The sequence below is a fragment of the Brevibacterium sp. HMSC08F02 genome (assembly GCF_001807555.1).
GTDB lineage: Bacteria > Actinomycetota > Actinomycetes > Actinomycetales > Brevibacteriaceae > Brevibacterium > Brevibacterium ravenspurgense.
The window spans coordinates 93,958-109,619 of record NZ_KV789354.1 but is presented as its reverse complement, the minus strand read 5'-3'; the positions used below and the strand labels follow the sequence as shown (position 1 = coordinate 109,619).

General features: G+C 64.0%; 13 protein-coding genes. 7 read left to right on the top strand and 6 right to left on the bottom strand.

From position 1 onward, the window contains the following. Window positions 1–18: 18 nt before the first annotated feature. Entirely contained in the window at window positions 19–1,557 is a 1,539-nt protein-coding gene (locus HMPREF3172_RS05235) for an MFS transporter (RefSeq protein WP_070515974.1), read from the bottom strand. 295 nt (window positions 1,558–1,852) lie between these two features. Here HMPREF3172_RS05235 and bioB point away from each other — a divergent pair, with 295 nt between their 5' ends. Beyond that, window positions 1,853–3,049, top strand: a complete 1,197-nt coding sequence (gene bioB / locus HMPREF3172_RS05230; protein WP_070515972.1) for a biotin synthase BioB — start codon at window positions 1,853–1,855, stop codon at window positions 3,047–3,049. 115 nt (window positions 3,050–3,164) lie between these two features. On the opposite strand, the gene HMPREF3172_RS05225 is transcribed toward bioB, so the two are convergent. Continuing rightward, entirely contained in the window at window positions 3,165–3,515 is a 351-nt protein-coding gene (locus HMPREF3172_RS05225) for a TM2 domain-containing protein (RefSeq protein WP_070515969.1), read from the bottom strand. Window positions 3,516–3,642: 127 nt separating this feature from the next. On the opposite strand from HMPREF3172_RS05225, the gene HMPREF3172_RS05220 reads away from it, so the two are divergent. Continuing rightward, on the top strand, window positions 3,643–4,755 hold the full coding sequence (locus HMPREF3172_RS05220; protein ID WP_070515967.1) for a glycerate kinase: 1,113 nt from the start codon (window positions 3,643–3,645) through the stop codon (window positions 4,753–4,755). On the opposite strand, the gene HMPREF3172_RS05215 is transcribed toward HMPREF3172_RS05220, so the two are convergent. Next, a complete protein-coding gene (locus HMPREF3172_RS05215) occupies window positions 4,739–5,350 on the bottom strand; it encodes a copper resistance CopC family protein (protein WP_070515966.1) in 612 nt (203 codons plus the stop codon). The genes HMPREF3172_RS05220 and HMPREF3172_RS05215 overlap by 17 nt on opposite strands. 40 nt (window positions 5,351–5,390) lie before the next feature. Continuing rightward, window positions 5,391–5,903, bottom strand: a complete 513-nt coding sequence (locus HMPREF3172_RS05210; RefSeq protein ID WP_070515963.1) for a low molecular weight protein-tyrosine-phosphatase — start codon at window positions 5,901–5,903, stop codon at window positions 5,391–5,393. A gap of 79 nt (window positions 5,904–5,982) precedes the next feature. Here HMPREF3172_RS05210 and HMPREF3172_RS05205 point away from each other — a divergent pair, with 79 nt between their 5' ends. The 3 genes from HMPREF3172_RS05205 to HMPREF3172_RS05195 all read left to right on the top strand — a co-directional run bounded on the left by HMPREF3172_RS05205 (window position 5,983) and on the right by HMPREF3172_RS05195 (window position 9,299). Next, window positions 5,983–7,941 carry a M13 family metallopeptidase gene (locus HMPREF3172_RS05205; RefSeq protein ID WP_070515961.1) on the top strand — a complete coding sequence of 653 codons (1,959 nt, stop codon included), beginning with the start codon at window positions 5,983–5,985 and terminating at the stop codon, window positions 7,939–7,941. A 54-nt stretch (window positions 7,942–7,995) separates the two neighbouring features. Further along, entirely contained in the window at window positions 7,996–8,619 is a 624-nt protein-coding gene (locus HMPREF3172_RS05200; RefSeq protein WP_070515957.1) for a PepSY domain-containing protein, read from the top strand. 83 nt (window positions 8,620–8,702) lie between these two features. Next, a complete protein-coding gene (locus HMPREF3172_RS05195) occupies window positions 8,703–9,299 on the top strand; it encodes a PepSY domain-containing protein (RefSeq protein WP_070515953.1) in 597 nt (198 codons plus the stop codon). 81 nt (window positions 9,300–9,380) lie between these two features. On the opposite strand, the gene HMPREF3172_RS05190 is transcribed toward HMPREF3172_RS05195, so the two are convergent. Further along, window positions 9,381–10,787: a DUF1684 domain-containing protein gene (locus tag HMPREF3172_RS05190; protein WP_070515951.1), complete on the bottom strand. Its 1,407-nt coding sequence runs from the start codon at window positions 10,785–10,787 to the stop codon at window positions 9,381–9,383. 75 nt (window positions 10,788–10,862) lie between these two features. Beyond that, window positions 10,863–12,047 carry an MFS transporter gene (locus HMPREF3172_RS05185; RefSeq protein ID WP_256173215.1) on the bottom strand — a complete coding sequence of 395 codons (1,185 nt, stop codon included), beginning with the start codon at window positions 12,045–12,047 and terminating at the stop codon, window positions 10,863–10,865. A gap of 136 nt (window positions 12,048–12,183) precedes the next feature. On the opposite strand from HMPREF3172_RS05185, the gene HMPREF3172_RS05180 reads away from it, so the two are divergent. Both HMPREF3172_RS05180 and HMPREF3172_RS05175 read left to right on the top strand, forming a co-directional pair. Next, window positions 12,184–13,530, top strand: a complete 1,347-nt coding sequence (locus HMPREF3172_RS05180) for a M18 family aminopeptidase (RefSeq protein ID WP_256173214.1) — start codon at window positions 12,184–12,186, stop codon at window positions 13,528–13,530. Between the two features lie 10 nt (window positions 13,531–13,540). Beyond that, the gene (locus HMPREF3172_RS05175; protein ID WP_070515947.1) at window positions 13,541–15,661 is read left to right on the top strand and encodes a thioredoxin domain-containing protein; all 2,121 of its coding nucleotides are present in this window, start codon (window positions 13,541–13,543) and stop codon (window positions 15,659–15,661) included. Window position 15,662 lies beyond the last annotated feature (1 nt).

Sequence of the window (15,662 nt, the reverse complement as noted above, 5' to 3'; positions counted from 1 at the left end):
TGGCCTCAGCCTGTGGTCTCACACCGCGGCGGGTACGGGTTCTTCGGCCAGAGAAGCCTCGGCCGGTTCTTCGTGGTCAAGCGCCTGCCCGCGGGTTTCCTGCAGCAGCCACGCGCATACCAGCGAAATGACACCCGTTGCGCTCAGCAGCAGCCCGATTCCCGTTCCGCCGTATGTCGCGCTGATGGCACTGGCGACAATCGGCACGATTCCACCACCCAGAATTCCGCCGATGTTGTAGCCCAGACCAGCACCGGTGTAGCGGTAGCGGGGCTTGAACAGCTCCGGCAGGTACGAACCCAGCGGTCCGTAAGCGCAGGCGTAGAACAGCAGCGTCAAGCACTGGGCCAAAGCGAAAGCCGCACCCGTGCCAATGGAAATGACGGGGAAGATGAACAGCGCCCACACGGTGCCGGCGGCAAAGCCGAAGATCAGCAGGCGACGGCGACCAAAGCGATCGGACAGCCATCCGGCGAGCACAACCGTCACACCGAGAACCACGGCGGCGAGCATGTTGATTGCCAGCACAACGGTGCGCGGCAGGCCGATGCCCTCGGGGTCGGAAGCGTAGGACGTGAGGAACGACGTCGAGGTGTGGAAGAAGGCAAACAGCATCACGAGGCAACCGCTGGCCAGCAGAACTTCACGCGCCTGGAAGCGGAACACGTCGATGAACGGCGAGCGCTCACGCAACTTGCGGCCGCCGGCTTCGCCAGCGTCAGCGCCCTCAGCGCCAGCACCACCCGCGGCACCGGCCTCACCAGCCTCAGCTTCGCGCTTGAGCGCTTCCTCCGCGGCGGCCTGAGCCTGAATGAACGCGGGGGTTTCGGCAATGCTCAGACGAACCCACAGGCCAATCGCAATGAGCAGCGCCGAGGCAACGAACGGAATCCGCCAGCCGTAGCTCAGAAACGCTTCGGATGAGTCCCCGGCAACCAGCGCGGAAACGAGGAACGTGGCGTTGGCCAGGAACATGCCGGCGGGCGTGCCCAGCTGTGGAAACGCTCCGTACAGGCCGCGCTTGTCCTTCGGCGCATATTCGGCCGTCAGCAGCGCGGCACCGGCCCATTCGCCGCCCACCGCAAAGCCCTGCAGGAACCGCAGAGTCACCAGGATGATGGGCGCGGCAATGCCGATCTGCGCGGCCGGCGGGATGAGGCCCATGAGCACGGTGGCCGCACCCATGATGAGCAGTGTCGAGATGAGCGACTGTTTGCGCCCGATCCTGTCGCCGAAGTGACCGAAGAAGATCGACCCCACCGGCCGGGCCACGAAGCCCACGCCGAAGGTCGCGAAGGACGCCACGAGCGCCGCACCCGAGCCCAGAGCCGGGAAGAACACGGTGGGGAACACGAGCGCCGCCGCTGTGCCGTAGATGAAGAAGTCGTAGAACTCGATGGTGGTCCCGGCAAAGCTTGCCGCTCGTACGCGGCGCAGCTCCCGCGGTGTGGGCGGTCCGCTGTTTCCCGTTGCCGAGGTGCCAGCCGCCGAGGTGCTGGTTGCCGAGGTGCCGGGCGGGCTGGTGTCGCCGCCGGCGGGTGTCGCTGTTGTCGTCATGAGGTCTCCTTTGTGGTCTGAGCCGCTGCTGCGCGGCGATTCGAAGACGACGCTAAAGACACACCGAGACCGCGTGCGGCACCGTTTGCAACACGGCGACGCGGTTTGTCACACGTTTGTCGCCCGGCGTCACACAGGGCCACTTCGGCGTCATAGACCTGTCGCGGGACGTCATAGAGCCGCGGCACTCACGGAACGGCCGAGACTGCAGCCTGAGCAGTGCCCACACACGCCACCACCGAATGTGACCCGCGTCGCGTTTGACAGAAATTGAACACTGTTCAATAGTTGAACGGTGTTCAATTTCAGTGAAATCGCCGATCGCGCCGTCGCGGGAACCCCAGCGTCCGCTGACGAAGCGCTGAGCATTCTGCGCTCTGACGACTCCCAGCTGCTTGACCTCGTTGCCGCCGCCGGCCGCGTGCGCCGCCACCACTTCGGCATGAAGATCAAGGTCAACTACCTGGTCAACCTCAAATCAGGTCTGTGCCCCGAAGACTGCGGCTACTGTTCCCAGCGCTTGGGCTCGGACACTGAAATCCTCAAGTACTCGTGGCTCAAGGGCGATGAAGCCCGCCGCCAGGCAGAGTTCGGACTGGCCGGCGGAGCATCGCGCGTTTGCCTCGTGGCATCCGGCCGCGGACCGTCGAACCGCGATGTCGAGCGGGTCGCCGGCATGACGGAAGACATCAAGGCCAACAATCCCGATGTCGAGATCTGCGCCTGCCTCGGCATCCTCAAAAACGGCCAAGCTGAGCGCCTGCGCAATGCCGGAGTTGACGCCTACAACCACAACCTCAACACCGCGAAGTCGCACTACGAGGACATCTGTTCAACCCACACGTGGGACGAACGCGCTGAAACCGTCAGCCGCGCACACGAAGCCGGCATGTCGCCGTGCTCCGGCCTCATTGTCGGCATGAAGGAAACCGACGAGCAGATTGTCGAAGCCGTCGAATCGCTGCGCGAACTCGGTTCGGACTCCATCCCCGTCAACTTCCTCATCCCCTTCGAGGGGACGCCGCTGGAAGGCGTCAACTACCTCACGCCCACCCAGTGCCTGCGGATTCTGTGCGCCGTTCGGCTCATGTGTCCGGACAAGGAGCTGCGCATGGCCGGTGGTCGCGAAATGCATCTCAAGACCCTGCAGCCCATGGCCCTGCACGTGGTCAACTCGCTGTTCCTGGGCGACTACCTGACCTCGGAAGGCCAGGCGGCTGAAGATGACCTCGACATGATCGTCGACGGCGGCTTTGAAATCGTCGGCCAGGACGACGCCCGCGCACTGCGGGACCGTCTGCGCTCCCACCGCAAGGCACACGCTGAGGCCATGGGCGGCAACACAGACGACGCCCCTGCAGCCGAAGTCCCGTCAACCCTGCCGTGCGGCAAGAGCGCACCCCCGGCAGGCACCTCGGCAGCCGGAGGCAGCGTCACCGTGCCCACCATCCGTAGGCGCGGAGCGGGAACGGCACTCGCCCCGAACGCCTAAGCGACACTCACCCCCAGCCCCTACCGTGTTGGCGCGACTCACCTCGCGCCAAGCCGCAGACAACAGAAGAACCCCGGCGCAAACCGGGGTTCTTCTGTGCTCTAGAGCTTTAAGATCAGAGGCCGAGCGCCATGGCGTCCGACTGCAGGTCACCGAGGTTGGTCACGCTGCAGCCGCTGAAGCCGATACCCAGCACAAACAGGACAACGGTCACAATCCATGCCAGCTTCTTGTGCTGTTCGTAGCCTTCCAGCGGCTGGCCGCTCTTATCGCGGCCTGCGCCGACCAGGTAGATGATGAGGTCGATGATCGACCAAATGCCGAAGCCGCCCAGCGTGATGAGCTTGAGCACGCCGGTGCCGATCTTTCCAAGGTAGAAGCGGTCGATGCCCAGGGATCCGAGGAACCAGGCAAGCAACCAGGTAACGAGAAAGCTTTTCTGAGGTGTGTGCGTATTAGTAGTCACATGCCAACCCTAGGGGCACTCGGCCGGTCGCGCCACATTCCCCGCCCACCCGCCTGTCCGAAATTCTGGAAGTTCCGCACTGTGGTGAGCGGCACCTCGTACCGGATTTTTGTGCCATGCTGAGGCCATGCGCGCTCTCATCGCTGTCGATAAGTTCAAGGGCACCCTCACCGCGGCCCAGGTGACGGACCACCTGCGCCCCGCCCTCGAGGGGGCCGGCATCAGGGTCGATGCGACTCCCTTGGCTGACGGGGGCGATGGCACGCTCGAGGCGGCACGCGCCGCCGGCTTCTCACTTCACGAGGCGCCGGTCACCGGGCCGCTGGACGGCACCGTGACTGCCCGGTGGGCACTGCGGGGTGGGCAGGCGATCATCGAAATGGCCGAAGCGAGCGGCTTGGCATTGCTGCAGAGGCAGGGAGGTTCCGTCGATCCGGCCAGCGCACGGGCTGCCACGAGCGTGGGCACCGGCGAGCTCATTGCCCACGCGGTCAAAGCCGGGGCACGCTCGATCGTGCTGGGACTGGGCGGTTCTGCCACTACCGACGGTGGGCTCGGGATGCTCATGGGACTTGGTGCTGTGGTCTTCGACGCTCACGGCCAGCGGGTTGACGATCCGCGTGGAGCGCTGGGGCGTGCGGCTGAAGTTGATATGTCGGGCCCGCTGCAGCTTCTGGACGGCATTGAGCTCACGGTGGCGTGCGATGTCGACAATCCGCTCACCGGACCGCGGGGTGCCGCCGCCGTGTTCGGACCGCAGAAAGGTGCAGACGAACAGACTGTCGAAGAACTCGATGCTCAACTGGCCGAATTCGCCCGGCTGCTCAAAGCTCAGGACACTGCCGGACTGGCCGGTGCCGGAGCCGCCGGCGGCATGGGCTTCGCAGCGCTCGTGCTCGGCGCGCACATGGAGTCCGGAGCCGATCTTGTTCTGGACCTCACGGGCTTTGATAAGGCGCTGGCTGAAGCTGATGTCGTCATCACCGGTGAGGGCCGCTTTGATGTGCAGACACTCAGCGGAAAAGGCCCCGCTGTTGTCATAGACCGCGCCCACAGGGCCGACCTTCCGGTTTTTGTGGTCTGCGGTTCTGCTGACTCTGATGTTCCGCGTGAAGGCCTGGCAGGGCTGTTTCAGCTGACAGACAAGGCCCCGGTCGAACAGGCGATGTCCGATCCGGGGCCCGTGCTCACAGCCGTTGCGGGTGATCTGGCTGCGGCAGTCCTCAGTTGTCTTCGGTGATGTTCTTCTTGCGGGTGAACATCATGATGACCGCGGCGAGCGCACCGAGGCCGGCAACTGCCAGGAGAACCAGCACAACCGGCGAAACTCCGGCGCCTTCCTCGCTGGCCTTTTCCTGATCCGAGGCGTTTGACTGCTGGTCGCCTTCGGCCTTGTCTGCTGCCCCGTCCGCGGCTTCGTCGTCGCCAGCACCTTCCACTTCGCCGCCGCTGCCGGCGGAGTCAAGGATGGTGAATTCAACCGTGCCGGAAATGGGGTGTCCGTCCTGGCTTACAACCCTCCAGGCAATCGTGTAGTCGCCAGGCTTGAGATCGTCCGGCAGAGCCGACTTGACGGTGCGGCCCTCCACTGTGATTTCGCCAGCGGAGTAGTCTTCACCGTCTCGCTCGACGCGGATTTCCGTGCCGATGTCCTGGATTTCACCCGAATAGTTCAGTTCGATCCACTCGGGCTGTTTGTCCAGCTTGGCACCCTGCTTGGGATTCGAGCCGATGAGCTGGTCGTGCGCCTGTGCGGGCACCGAACTGAACGCCAGAGCCAAGCAGGCGAAAAGCGCGGCTGCAAGAAGCCGGGAAAGCGAAGAACGGGTAGTCATCAGTACTTCTCCAGTCGGTGTGCGGGCGAGGTTCGTGCCCTCAATTGTCCCTTATGGCGTCTACCGCGGTGATGATCCCCGGCTGTGCGTCAGCGAGCTCTCGGTAAGTCGTTATGAAATCGTCAGCTGTTCCGTACCAGGGATCAGCGACATCGGCGACCGCCGCTGCTTCAGGGTCTTCATTCGGATTCGCACCCTCGTCAAACTGGTGGAGCATGCGCACCATCGGCACATGTCCACCTGCCTGCTTCTCCAAACGGCGGATGCCCGCTACGTGACGCGACGTCATGGCGATTGCCAGATCGATATCAGCCAGGTGCTCTGCCCGCAGCTGGCGGGGACTGTGCTCGGTGACAGGCACCTCGTTCTTTTCCAGTTCAGCACGCGCCCGATAGTCGATGGGATTGCCGACCTCTTCGTCGCTGATGCCGAATGATTCGACCTCGATATCGGTCCGGCCCTGGCTGGCCAGTTCGTGTTTGAGCATCATTTCGGCCATAGCGGAGCGGCAGATGTTGCCGGTGCACACAAAGGCAATGCGGAAGGGCTTCATAGTCACTACGATGGCACATCGACGTTCACCCGGCAGAGCCTGTCAGCGATACCGGCCCCGCCCGGGTAGCGTGGATGCCATGACTTCAGCTGAACTGCCCTACGGAGACCCTTCCGCAACTTTCCGGGACGACCTGTTCCGCCGCGTCAACGGCGCGTGGCTGGAGGACCACGTGATTCCCGACGACCGCGCCGGCGACGGAGCCATGCGCGGACTGTTCGACGCGGCCGAAGAGAACGTCCGCACCATCATCACCAACCTGCAGCAGGCCGATTCGGATGCCGACCCGGACACCCAGATGCCGGCGGACCTCTACGCATCGTTCATGGACGTCGACACAATCGAACAGCTGGGTGTCAGCCCACTGCGCGGACAGTTCCAGGCGATTGCCGACGCCGGCAGCAAGGAAGAGCTCGCCGCCGTCATGGGCCGGCTGGAACAGGAGGGTGTGGGCGGTCTGCTGGCCGGTTTCGTGTCCGCAGACGCCAAGAACTCCGACCGTTACGCGCTGTACTTCGAACAGTCCGGCCTCAGCCTGCCGGACGAGTCCTACTACCGGACGGAAGAATCGGCGCCGATCCGCGAAGCCTTCCTCGTCCACCTCGAGGCAATGTCCCGCCTGGGCGGGCTGAGTGAATACTCTGGCCTGTCGGACGCTGATTTCGCCCGCACCGTCTTCGACTTCGAAACCGCAGTTGCCGAACACCACTGGGACAACGTCCGCACGCGCGATGCCGAAGCCACCTACAACCCGACCACGCCCGAACAGCTGCGCGAACTCGCTGCCGGGTTCGACCTCGACTCGTGGCTTGAAGCCCTCGGCATCAACCCGGAGCCGGAGCAGTTCATCGTGCGCGAGCCCGACTTCGTCACCGGAGCAGCCGGGCTGTGGAACAGCACCGAGCTTCCCACCCTCAAGGCGTGGCTGCTGTTCGGTGTTCTCAGCCGCTACGCGGGCTACCTGAGTTCTGACATCGTCGAAGAGGACTTCGGCTTCTTCGGCCGGACCCTGTCCGGCACTCCCGAACTGCGCGAAAGGTGGAAGCGCGGGATCAGCACCGTTGAAGGTCACCTGGGCGAACTGGTGGGCAAACTCTACGTGCAGAAGCACTTCCCACCGGCCTCAAAGCAGGCCATCACGGAACTCGTCGACAACCTGCTGAAGGCCTACGAAAACTCCATCCGGAACCTCGACTGGATGACAGAGACCACGAAGACCCGCGCCCTGGAGAAGCTGTCGAAGTTCTCCGTCAAGGTCGGCTACCCCGATGTGTGGCGCGAGTACAGCTTCACCGTGACCCCTGATGACCTCGTGGGCAACATCCGCCGATCCGCGCAGGCTGAACACCGCAGGCAGCTGGACCGCATCGGCGGCCCGGTTGACCGCACGGAATGGTTCATGACCCCGCAGACGGTCAACGCCTACTTCCACCCCGTGCTCAACGAAATCGTGTTCCCCGCTGCCATCCTGCAGTCGCCCATGTTCGACGCTGAGGCTTCAGATGCCGCCAACTACGGCGCTATTGGGGCTGTCATCGGCCACGAAATCGGCCACGGCTTCGACGACCAGGGGTCCCGCTACGACGGTGACGGAAACCTGGTCAACTGGTGGACAGACGAAGACCGGGCGGGCTTTGAAGAGCGCACCCGCAAACTCATCGACCAGTACTCCGCGCTGTCACCGTGGGAAGTCACGGACGGAAGCACCGTCAACGGCGAACTGACGATCGGCGAGAACATCGGCGACCTCGGCGGTTTGGGCATCAGCTGGAAGGCCCTGCAGCTGGCGGCAGAGCACAGCGGACAGCCGCTGAGCCAAGCTAACCGCGAAGCGTTCTTCTGCCAGTGGGCCGCCGCGTGGCGCTCCAAGTTCCGCGAAGAAGAGCGCAAGCGCCGCCTGGCGATCGACCCCCACTCTCCGGAGGAGTTCCGCTGCAACCAGGTGGTCAAGAACATGGATGCCTTCTCCGAAACCTTCGGCACCAAGCCCGGCGACGGCATGTACTTGGCCCCGGAAGACCGCGTCACCATCTGGTGATGCGCTTCACCAGCACTGAAGAAACTCTAAGGACCCGCTTTTAACGTGAAGACTATGAAGAAGAACCCCCTGCTGTCCTCGGTTCGCCTGCCCTCGTTCCGCACTGCCGCCGTCATCGGCGGCTCGCTCGCACTCGCTCTCAGCGGCTGCGCCGTCAAGGAGGATGCTCCGAGCGAAGCACCCGCAACCCAGGAAGAAGCTTCTGCCTCTGAAGAGCCGGCCGGCGGCATCGCCACGGTCGGCGGCGGGCAGGACTCCGCCAAGTCATCCGAAGCTGCACGTACTGCAGTTCTCACCGCTGTTGCGGAAGTGAGCGACAGCGGTCAGGCCGTCGGCCTGAAGAAAGAAGACGACGGCTGGCTGGTGACGGTCTACGACGTGACCGTCTACGACGGCGGGAAGAACACACCGGTTCACGTCAGCGCTGACGGTGCGGAAGTGACGGCCAAGGACAAGGCCGAAAACCCGCCGTCAGGTGCCACGAACGAGTATTCGCTCATGCGTCAGACAGTCGACCAGGCCATCCAGTCGGCAACCCGCAACACACGCGGCGAAGTCGTTGAAGTCGGCCCGGACACAAAGGACGGCCAACTCAGCTGGAAGGTCAGCATCAAACAGGATGGCGCTGACAAGCCGAAGGACATCTACATCCACCACCGCTCCGGCGACGTCCTCTGACGGGTCAGCCGTACGCGGGTTGACCCCCACACTGAAGGCACTGACTTAGTGCACGCACACAACGAAAGGACAGTGCATTCCTCATGACTAAGCTTTCAACCCTCCTTGCCGCATCCGCTGCTGCCGGCGCTCTCGCTTTGGCCGGCTGTGGAAACTCTGAAGAAGAACCGCAGATCGAAGATGCCCAGCCGACCACGCAGGCTGAGGACACCGAATCAGCAGACGACGCGGGCGGTGATGACGCCGCGGCAAACGAAAAGGGCGGCAGCCTGGAAGCCGCTCAGGCTGCGATCGACCTGGCGGAAAAGGAAATCGGCGGCAAGGCGATTGAGATCGACTTCGACGACGAAAAGACCTGGGAACTGACTGTTCTCAAGGGCTCGGAAGAACACGAAGTTGAGATCAATGCCGAAGGCACCGAAATCGTCAAGAAGGAAAAGGACGACGACCAGGCCGATAAGAAAGACGTCGACGCCCTGAAGAAGGCGAAGACTTCGCTGAAAGACGCTCTGAAGAAGGCCATCGACGAGCAGGCCGGCACCATTGATGAGGCTGACCTTGACACCGACGGAGAGCCCACCTGGAGTGTTGAGATCTACCCCGAGGGCAAGACTGATTCGGTCGACGTCTATGTTTCGGCCATCGACGGCTCCATCGTCGACGAACCGGAAGACGACTGACGCTTCCCAGTAACAAACACACGAGGTGCCGCCCGGCTGGAACCGGGACGGCACCTCGGCTGTTTACTGGACCGGGCCCGTTCAGCTGCGCTCAGTGTGGAGCATACGGATGAAGCGGTTGACCAGGTCGTTCCACGAGCGGATGAGCGATTCGTCTTCGCCTTCCGTGCTGGCGCGCAGCCGGCCCAGCGGGGCGTTGGGGCTGGTGACCATGTTGCGGAACAGCGCGTCTTCGGCAACGTCGTCGCTGAGGCTGACTTCCACCGAATCGACTTCCGACACGAGCGACTGCGGAACAGGGAGATCTCCCCCGTCAATCTGCGCTCCGGCGGCCACCTCCAGCAGTCGGCAGGCATCACCGACGGCAATGGTTGGAATGTGCGAGCTCATGGCGTCATCGAGGAACCCGATGACATCGTCGCGTGAGACCGTCCACCGCTGTTCGTCGTCACCGTCGGCAAAGCCGAAGATGATGACGCCCTGATAGCCGATGAGGCTCGGCAGCTGTTCGCCTTCGTGCAAGCGCACGAAATCGCAGTGGATTCCGCCTTCGGCCAGCTGGTCGAGCGTGCGGCCGAAGAAGAGGTCGCCGCTGGTCTCAACGATGACGATCGGGGTGCGCAGACCGTTTTCGCTCAGGGTCTGCCGAGGTGCCTGTTCGCCGGCCGTGATCGGTTCGCTGATCCGGTTCTCGGGTACGGGTGCGGGGCACGTGGCGAACGGGGTGAAGGCCATGGGGTAGTTGACGGCGCGGTTGAAGTCGACGATGACACGGCCCGAGGAATCGGGGGTGCCGATCGACAGGCGACGCCACTGCGAGGTGGTGCCTCCGTTGGTGCCGTCGTAGAAGTCCAGGTGGAGCCCGGTTTCGGGGTGGCCCGTGGCCAGCAGCGTGTGCGTGGTTCCGTGCAGATCGAATTCGACGGTGCCCACAACATAGGTGTTGATCTGCAGGCCGGGAGCCGCCGTGTCGATCCGCCGCAGCTCCGGCTGGGCGTACGGGGTGAACTGGCCCTGAGCTGCGAAGCTCCGATCGAGTTCAAAGGCGGGAATGTCGATGAAGCTGCTCAGCAGCTTCGAACGGGAATCGCGGATCCGCAGACCCATGTAGCCGTCGCGGTTGAGAGCTTCGATGACAACGGGCCCGTCGGTCAGCCACATGAGCGAAGCGCCCTGCGGCAGCCAGACGGACAGCCGGCCGGTGTCGACGCTGCGCACGACCTGCACGCGCTCGGCCCGCGGGAAGGTGATGTCGTCTTCCATGACGTCAAGAGCTGAGGCCGTAGGACCTGCCGAGCTGCCCGGTTCGGGGTCGAAGTGCAGCCATTCGCTGCTGCGGGTGAACGTCCCGGGAATCTCACGGATTGTTCGCTCATCACCTTCGGCCAACCAGATGAGGCCCGTGAGCGAGAGCCACCCGTTCGGGGTCGCCAGACCGGCGATTCGGGAGTCGTGCCACTCCTCCCAATCTGCTCTGTACTGTTCCACTGATCACCTTCTGTTGAGCAGTTCTGCACGGACCAGGATCAACAATAGCGTCGATGGCTGCACGAGAACAGGGTTCTACGCCCGAAGCGAAGCCGCCGAAACATCAATCCGACGACGGTACATATTGAGGCAGCTGAGCGCAAAGAGCGCAGCGCAGGCACTCGAGGTTGCAAGGAAGCCCGCCGAAGTGCCGTAGGCGTCGATGAGAGAGCCGACGATCGCACTGATGAGTGCCTGGCCGACGACAACGCCCGTGGTCATCATGGCCATCACGGTTGTCACACGGCCCACAGGGGCGACCTCCGCGGCAATCGAGAACAGCGTCACGAGCGTCGGGCCGATGCCCACACCGCACAGAACCAGGCCCACGAGAACCGCGGGGAAGACCGGCAGCACCGTAAACAGGAGGGTTCCTGTGAATGCCACCGCGGCAAACACCATCCAGCGGGCCGCGAAGGTGAAGCCACGAGGCAGAAGCACAACGGCAAAAGCACACAGCGCCGATCCCACACCCATGACGGCGTAATACATGCCCGCGGCAGCCGCCTTGTCGAACTGCTCCAGGAAGCTGGTGAGGCTGGCAAGCGTCGAACCGAAGAACATGCCGATGCAGGCCATACCGGCCGGCGGCAGCAGAACAGACAGCCGGAAGATCTCGGAAGCCGGAGCAACAGCGGGAGATTTCTCCGCCTCGTCAGCTGTGGACTGCTCCATCAGGTTCCGAACGTGGCCGCGCACAAAGCGCGAAGACGGGTGCAGTGCAAAGCCGCTGATGCCGATGAGAGTGGTCAGCGCTGCAACATCAAGCGGCACAACAATGCCGAAGGCCACCGCAATGGCACCCACGATGATCGGTCCGGCGACAAAAACAGCCTCGTCGGTGAACGATTCATAGGGCAGAACGACCGAGGTGGCCTTCTCGGCTTGGGTGCCGGAATAGGAGCCGCGGATGGCCTCAAGCCAGCGGGAGCGGACCATGGACGCCGCCTGCGGACTCGTGGCGCCGATTGCGAAGGCAGCGGCGTAGATGACCCACGTGGGGGCGTCAGCCCGCAGTGCCCAACCCAGACCCCACAGTGAAGCCGCATTTGTGATCGCAAGGCACAGAAGCAGGCCCCGCTGACCGAAGCGGTCGGCAAACCAGCCGAAGAACGGGCCGGAAAAAGCGGTGGCCAGGCCCACGAGAGCAGAGGCCACACCGGCCTGCGTGTAGGAACCGCGTACGCCCACGACAGATGTCATGACGGCTACAACCGACATGGCATACGGTAGTTTTGCCAGTATCGCCAGGGGGAAGAACCCCCAGCCCACCAGCCGCGCTAGACCAGAGAACACCGTGCAAGGCTAACAGGCGGCTCTGAGTCCAGCGCTGTGACGACAAGCTCAGGAGGAGCGCATGTCCACCGCCGCTGAAAAGACAGCCGCGCAGAATTCCTCGGCGCAGGCCGCCGCCCAGTTGACCCAAGCGTCATTGACCCCAGCGCAGAAGACCGCGCTGGAACTCGGCGAGTATGCCGCGGCTTCGCCGTCGTCCTACCACGCAGCCGACGAAGCCTCCCGCCGGCTGCAGGCTGCAGGCTACGAGCTGCTTGATGAAGCGCAGACGTGGAACCTGGTTCCCGGCGGCCGCTACGTACTGGTTCGCGAAGGCGCCGTGGCCGCATTTGCCCTGCCGGCTGATGTTTCCGCTGATGCTCTGCGCTACCGGGTTTTCGGTGCCCACACCGACTCCCCCGGCTTCAAGCTCAAGCCGGGAGGGGCACACACCGCGGCCGGTTTCACCCAGGTGGGCGTTGAAGTGTACGGCGGAGTGCTGCTCAATTCGTGGCTTGACCGCGAACTGTGCTTTGCCGGCAGACTGGCGCTGCGCGACGGCACGACCGTGCTTGCCCGCACGCCGGGCATCGCCCGCATCCCCCAGCTGGCCATCCACCTGGACCGGCAGGTCAACGAAGGCCTCAAACTCGACCGCCAGCAGCACACCGTGCCGGTTGTCGGCCTTGAGGTGTGCGGCGGCGACGTCCTCGCGCTGCTGGCCGAATCCGCCGGTGTATCCGCTGATCAGGTAGTCGGCCACGATGTCATCACCGCACCCGTGCAGGAAGCCGCCCTGTTCGGAGCAGCCCAGGAGCTGCTGGCGTGCTCCCGCATGGACAACCTGTCCTCCACGTTCGCCGGCCTGCGGGCAATGGAAGAACTCGACACGAAGAACCTGACAGCCGTGTCGGTCTTCATTTCCAACGACCACGAAGAAGTCGGCTCAGAAACCCGCACGGGCGCATCGGGCCCAATGCTCGCAGACATTTTGGAGCGAGTGTCCATCAGCGTGGGAGCTGACAGGGAAGCACACCTGAAGGCTATAGCGGGCTCCATCTGCATCTCCGCTGACGCCGGCCACGCCGTCCACCCGAACTATCCAGAGCGCCACGACCCACAGGTGCGGCCGACCCTCGGTGAAGGGCTGCTGCTGAAACTCAACGCCGTACAGCGCTATGCAACGGATGCTGTGGGGACCGCCGAATGGGCCCGCCTGTGCGACGAGGCCGGTGTGCAGTACCAGCCGTTCGTATCGAACAACGCCATGCCGTGCGGTTCGACCATCGGCCCGCTGACGGCCACCCGCCTGGGCATGACGGTCGTTGACGCGGGAATCCCGCTTCTGTCCATGCACTCTGCCAGGGAAATGGCGGCGGTTGAGGATGTCGAAGCCCTCGTCAAGGTCGCCGCAGCGCACCTTGGGTGAGGACTGGCGGATGACTGAGGCTGGAAGTGCCGGACACACCAGCCGTTTGGCTGGGGCGACCTCGCCGTACCTACGTGCCCACGCCGAACAGCCGGTCGACTGGTACCCGTGGGGCCCGGAGGCGTTTGCCGAGGCCAAACGGCGCGATGTGCCGGTCATGGTGTCGATCGGCTACTCCACCTGTCACTGGTGTCACGTCATGGCGCGAGAGTCCTTCAGTGACCCGGCAATCGCAGCGCAGATCAACGAACACTTCGTTGCGGTCAAGGTCGATCGTGAGGAACTCCCCGCCGTCGACGAGCAGTACATGAACGCGCTGCAGGCCATGCGCGGTCACGGTGGCTGGCCCTTGACGGCATTTGCCGATGCCGACGGGGTGCCGTTCTTCCTGGGCACCTATTTCCCACCGCAGCCGCACATGGGTCAGCCGTCGTTTTCCATGGTCCTGCAGGCTGTTGCCAACACGTGGCAGGAGCGGCGAGCGCAGGTTGCGGACATCACGGCGAAGATGCGATCGACTCTTGAACAGCTGGCGGCTGGCCCAGAATCCGCGCAGACTCAAGCGCAAGCTGCACAGACCGGGGCACCGGGGCAGGCCTGCCCTGCTGACTCAGCCGCGCAGACCGACCAGCGGCACCTCGACCGCTCCTTCGCCGACGCGGTATCCGCCGACATTCTGGGCGCCCAGCACTGGGCGCTCATGGACGAAGCCGATGCCACAAACGGAGGTTTTGGCTCCGCACAGAAGTTCCCGCCGCTCATGTCGCTCATGGCTCTCATCAAGAGCCACCACCGTGGTCCGGAACGGCTGAAGTTCATTCGCCGCACGTTCTTGTCGATGGCTTCGCGCGGTCTGCGCGACCATGTTGCCGGCGGGATTTTCCGCTACTGCGTGGACCCGCACTGGTCGGTGCCGCACTTCGAGAAGATGCTGTACGACAACGCGCTGTACCTGCGGGCGGCCGCCGCGTGGTTTGGGCTGGAAGAGTCGCTGGAGCCCGGTTCTCGCTGGGCTCGGCTGGCCCGCCGCGAGGCCTATGACACCGCCGAGTTCTTGCTGCGGGACATGCGCCTGGATTCCGGCGGCTTTGCCACTGCGCTTGACGCCGATTCTCTCGATGCGCACGGGCAGCCGGCCGAGGGCGCCTACTATATGGAAGATCACGAGGTGGAGCTCACCGGATCTCCATACGCACCTGTTCTGTCGGAGGAGCTGGGATTTGTGCTCCACGCTCCGGGAATTGAACACTGGGCTGAGGGATCAGACGGCGCGGTTGGTGACAACAGCGGTGGCAGCAGGCCGGAACCATGGCTGACAGAGACAGCGCTGACTGCCCGCGAACGCCTGCTGCGAGCGCGCGAAGACCGCTTCGCCCCTTTGCGTGATGACAAGCTCATCACGGCGCACACCGCTATGACAGCATCGGCTTTTGCATTTGCTTCAGCTGTTTTTGTCGAGCCCGAATGGCTTAGCGCCGCTGAAGAAGCATTTGCCGCTGCTGCAGCTTTGCGCACAGACAGCGGCTTGGCCCGCTCGGCTTTTCAGGGTGAGCCCGGCCCGGGTAAGGCAGGGCTCAGCGACTGGGCGCAGCTGGCCGGAGCTGCGGCGGAACTGGGCAAAACCAGCGTGGCTCAGGAGCTTCTCACCGAGCTCAGCGAGCGCTTCCTCACGGGCGCCGTGCGGGACTACGAACACGATCCCCTGCTGACCACGGGTGGGATGAGCGCGTTTGATGACACTGAGCCGTCCGGTGTGGCGGCGGCCGCCCACGCGGCCCTGTGCTTGGGGCTGCTGGATGAAACAGCTGATGGTCCGCAGTGGCTGCAGACGGCACAGCGTCTGGTGCTTGCGGCATCGGACATCATGTACCGCGCACCGCGGGCCGCCGGCTGGCTGCAGGTAACGGCAGAAGGGCTGCTCAACGCCGTCCGAGTTGAAAGCGACGACCCTCACCTGCTGAGCATCGGCGCCCGCCACCCCGCGACGACCGTGCTCAGTCGACAGGCCCCCGGAAGTGCTGCCGGTCAGCCGCAGACCGGCACGGCAACCGTGTGCCGCGGTTACGAGTGCAGCCTGCCCACAGCGGATCCGCAGCAGGTGCGACGGTTGCTGGACGGCACCTCGTCATAGA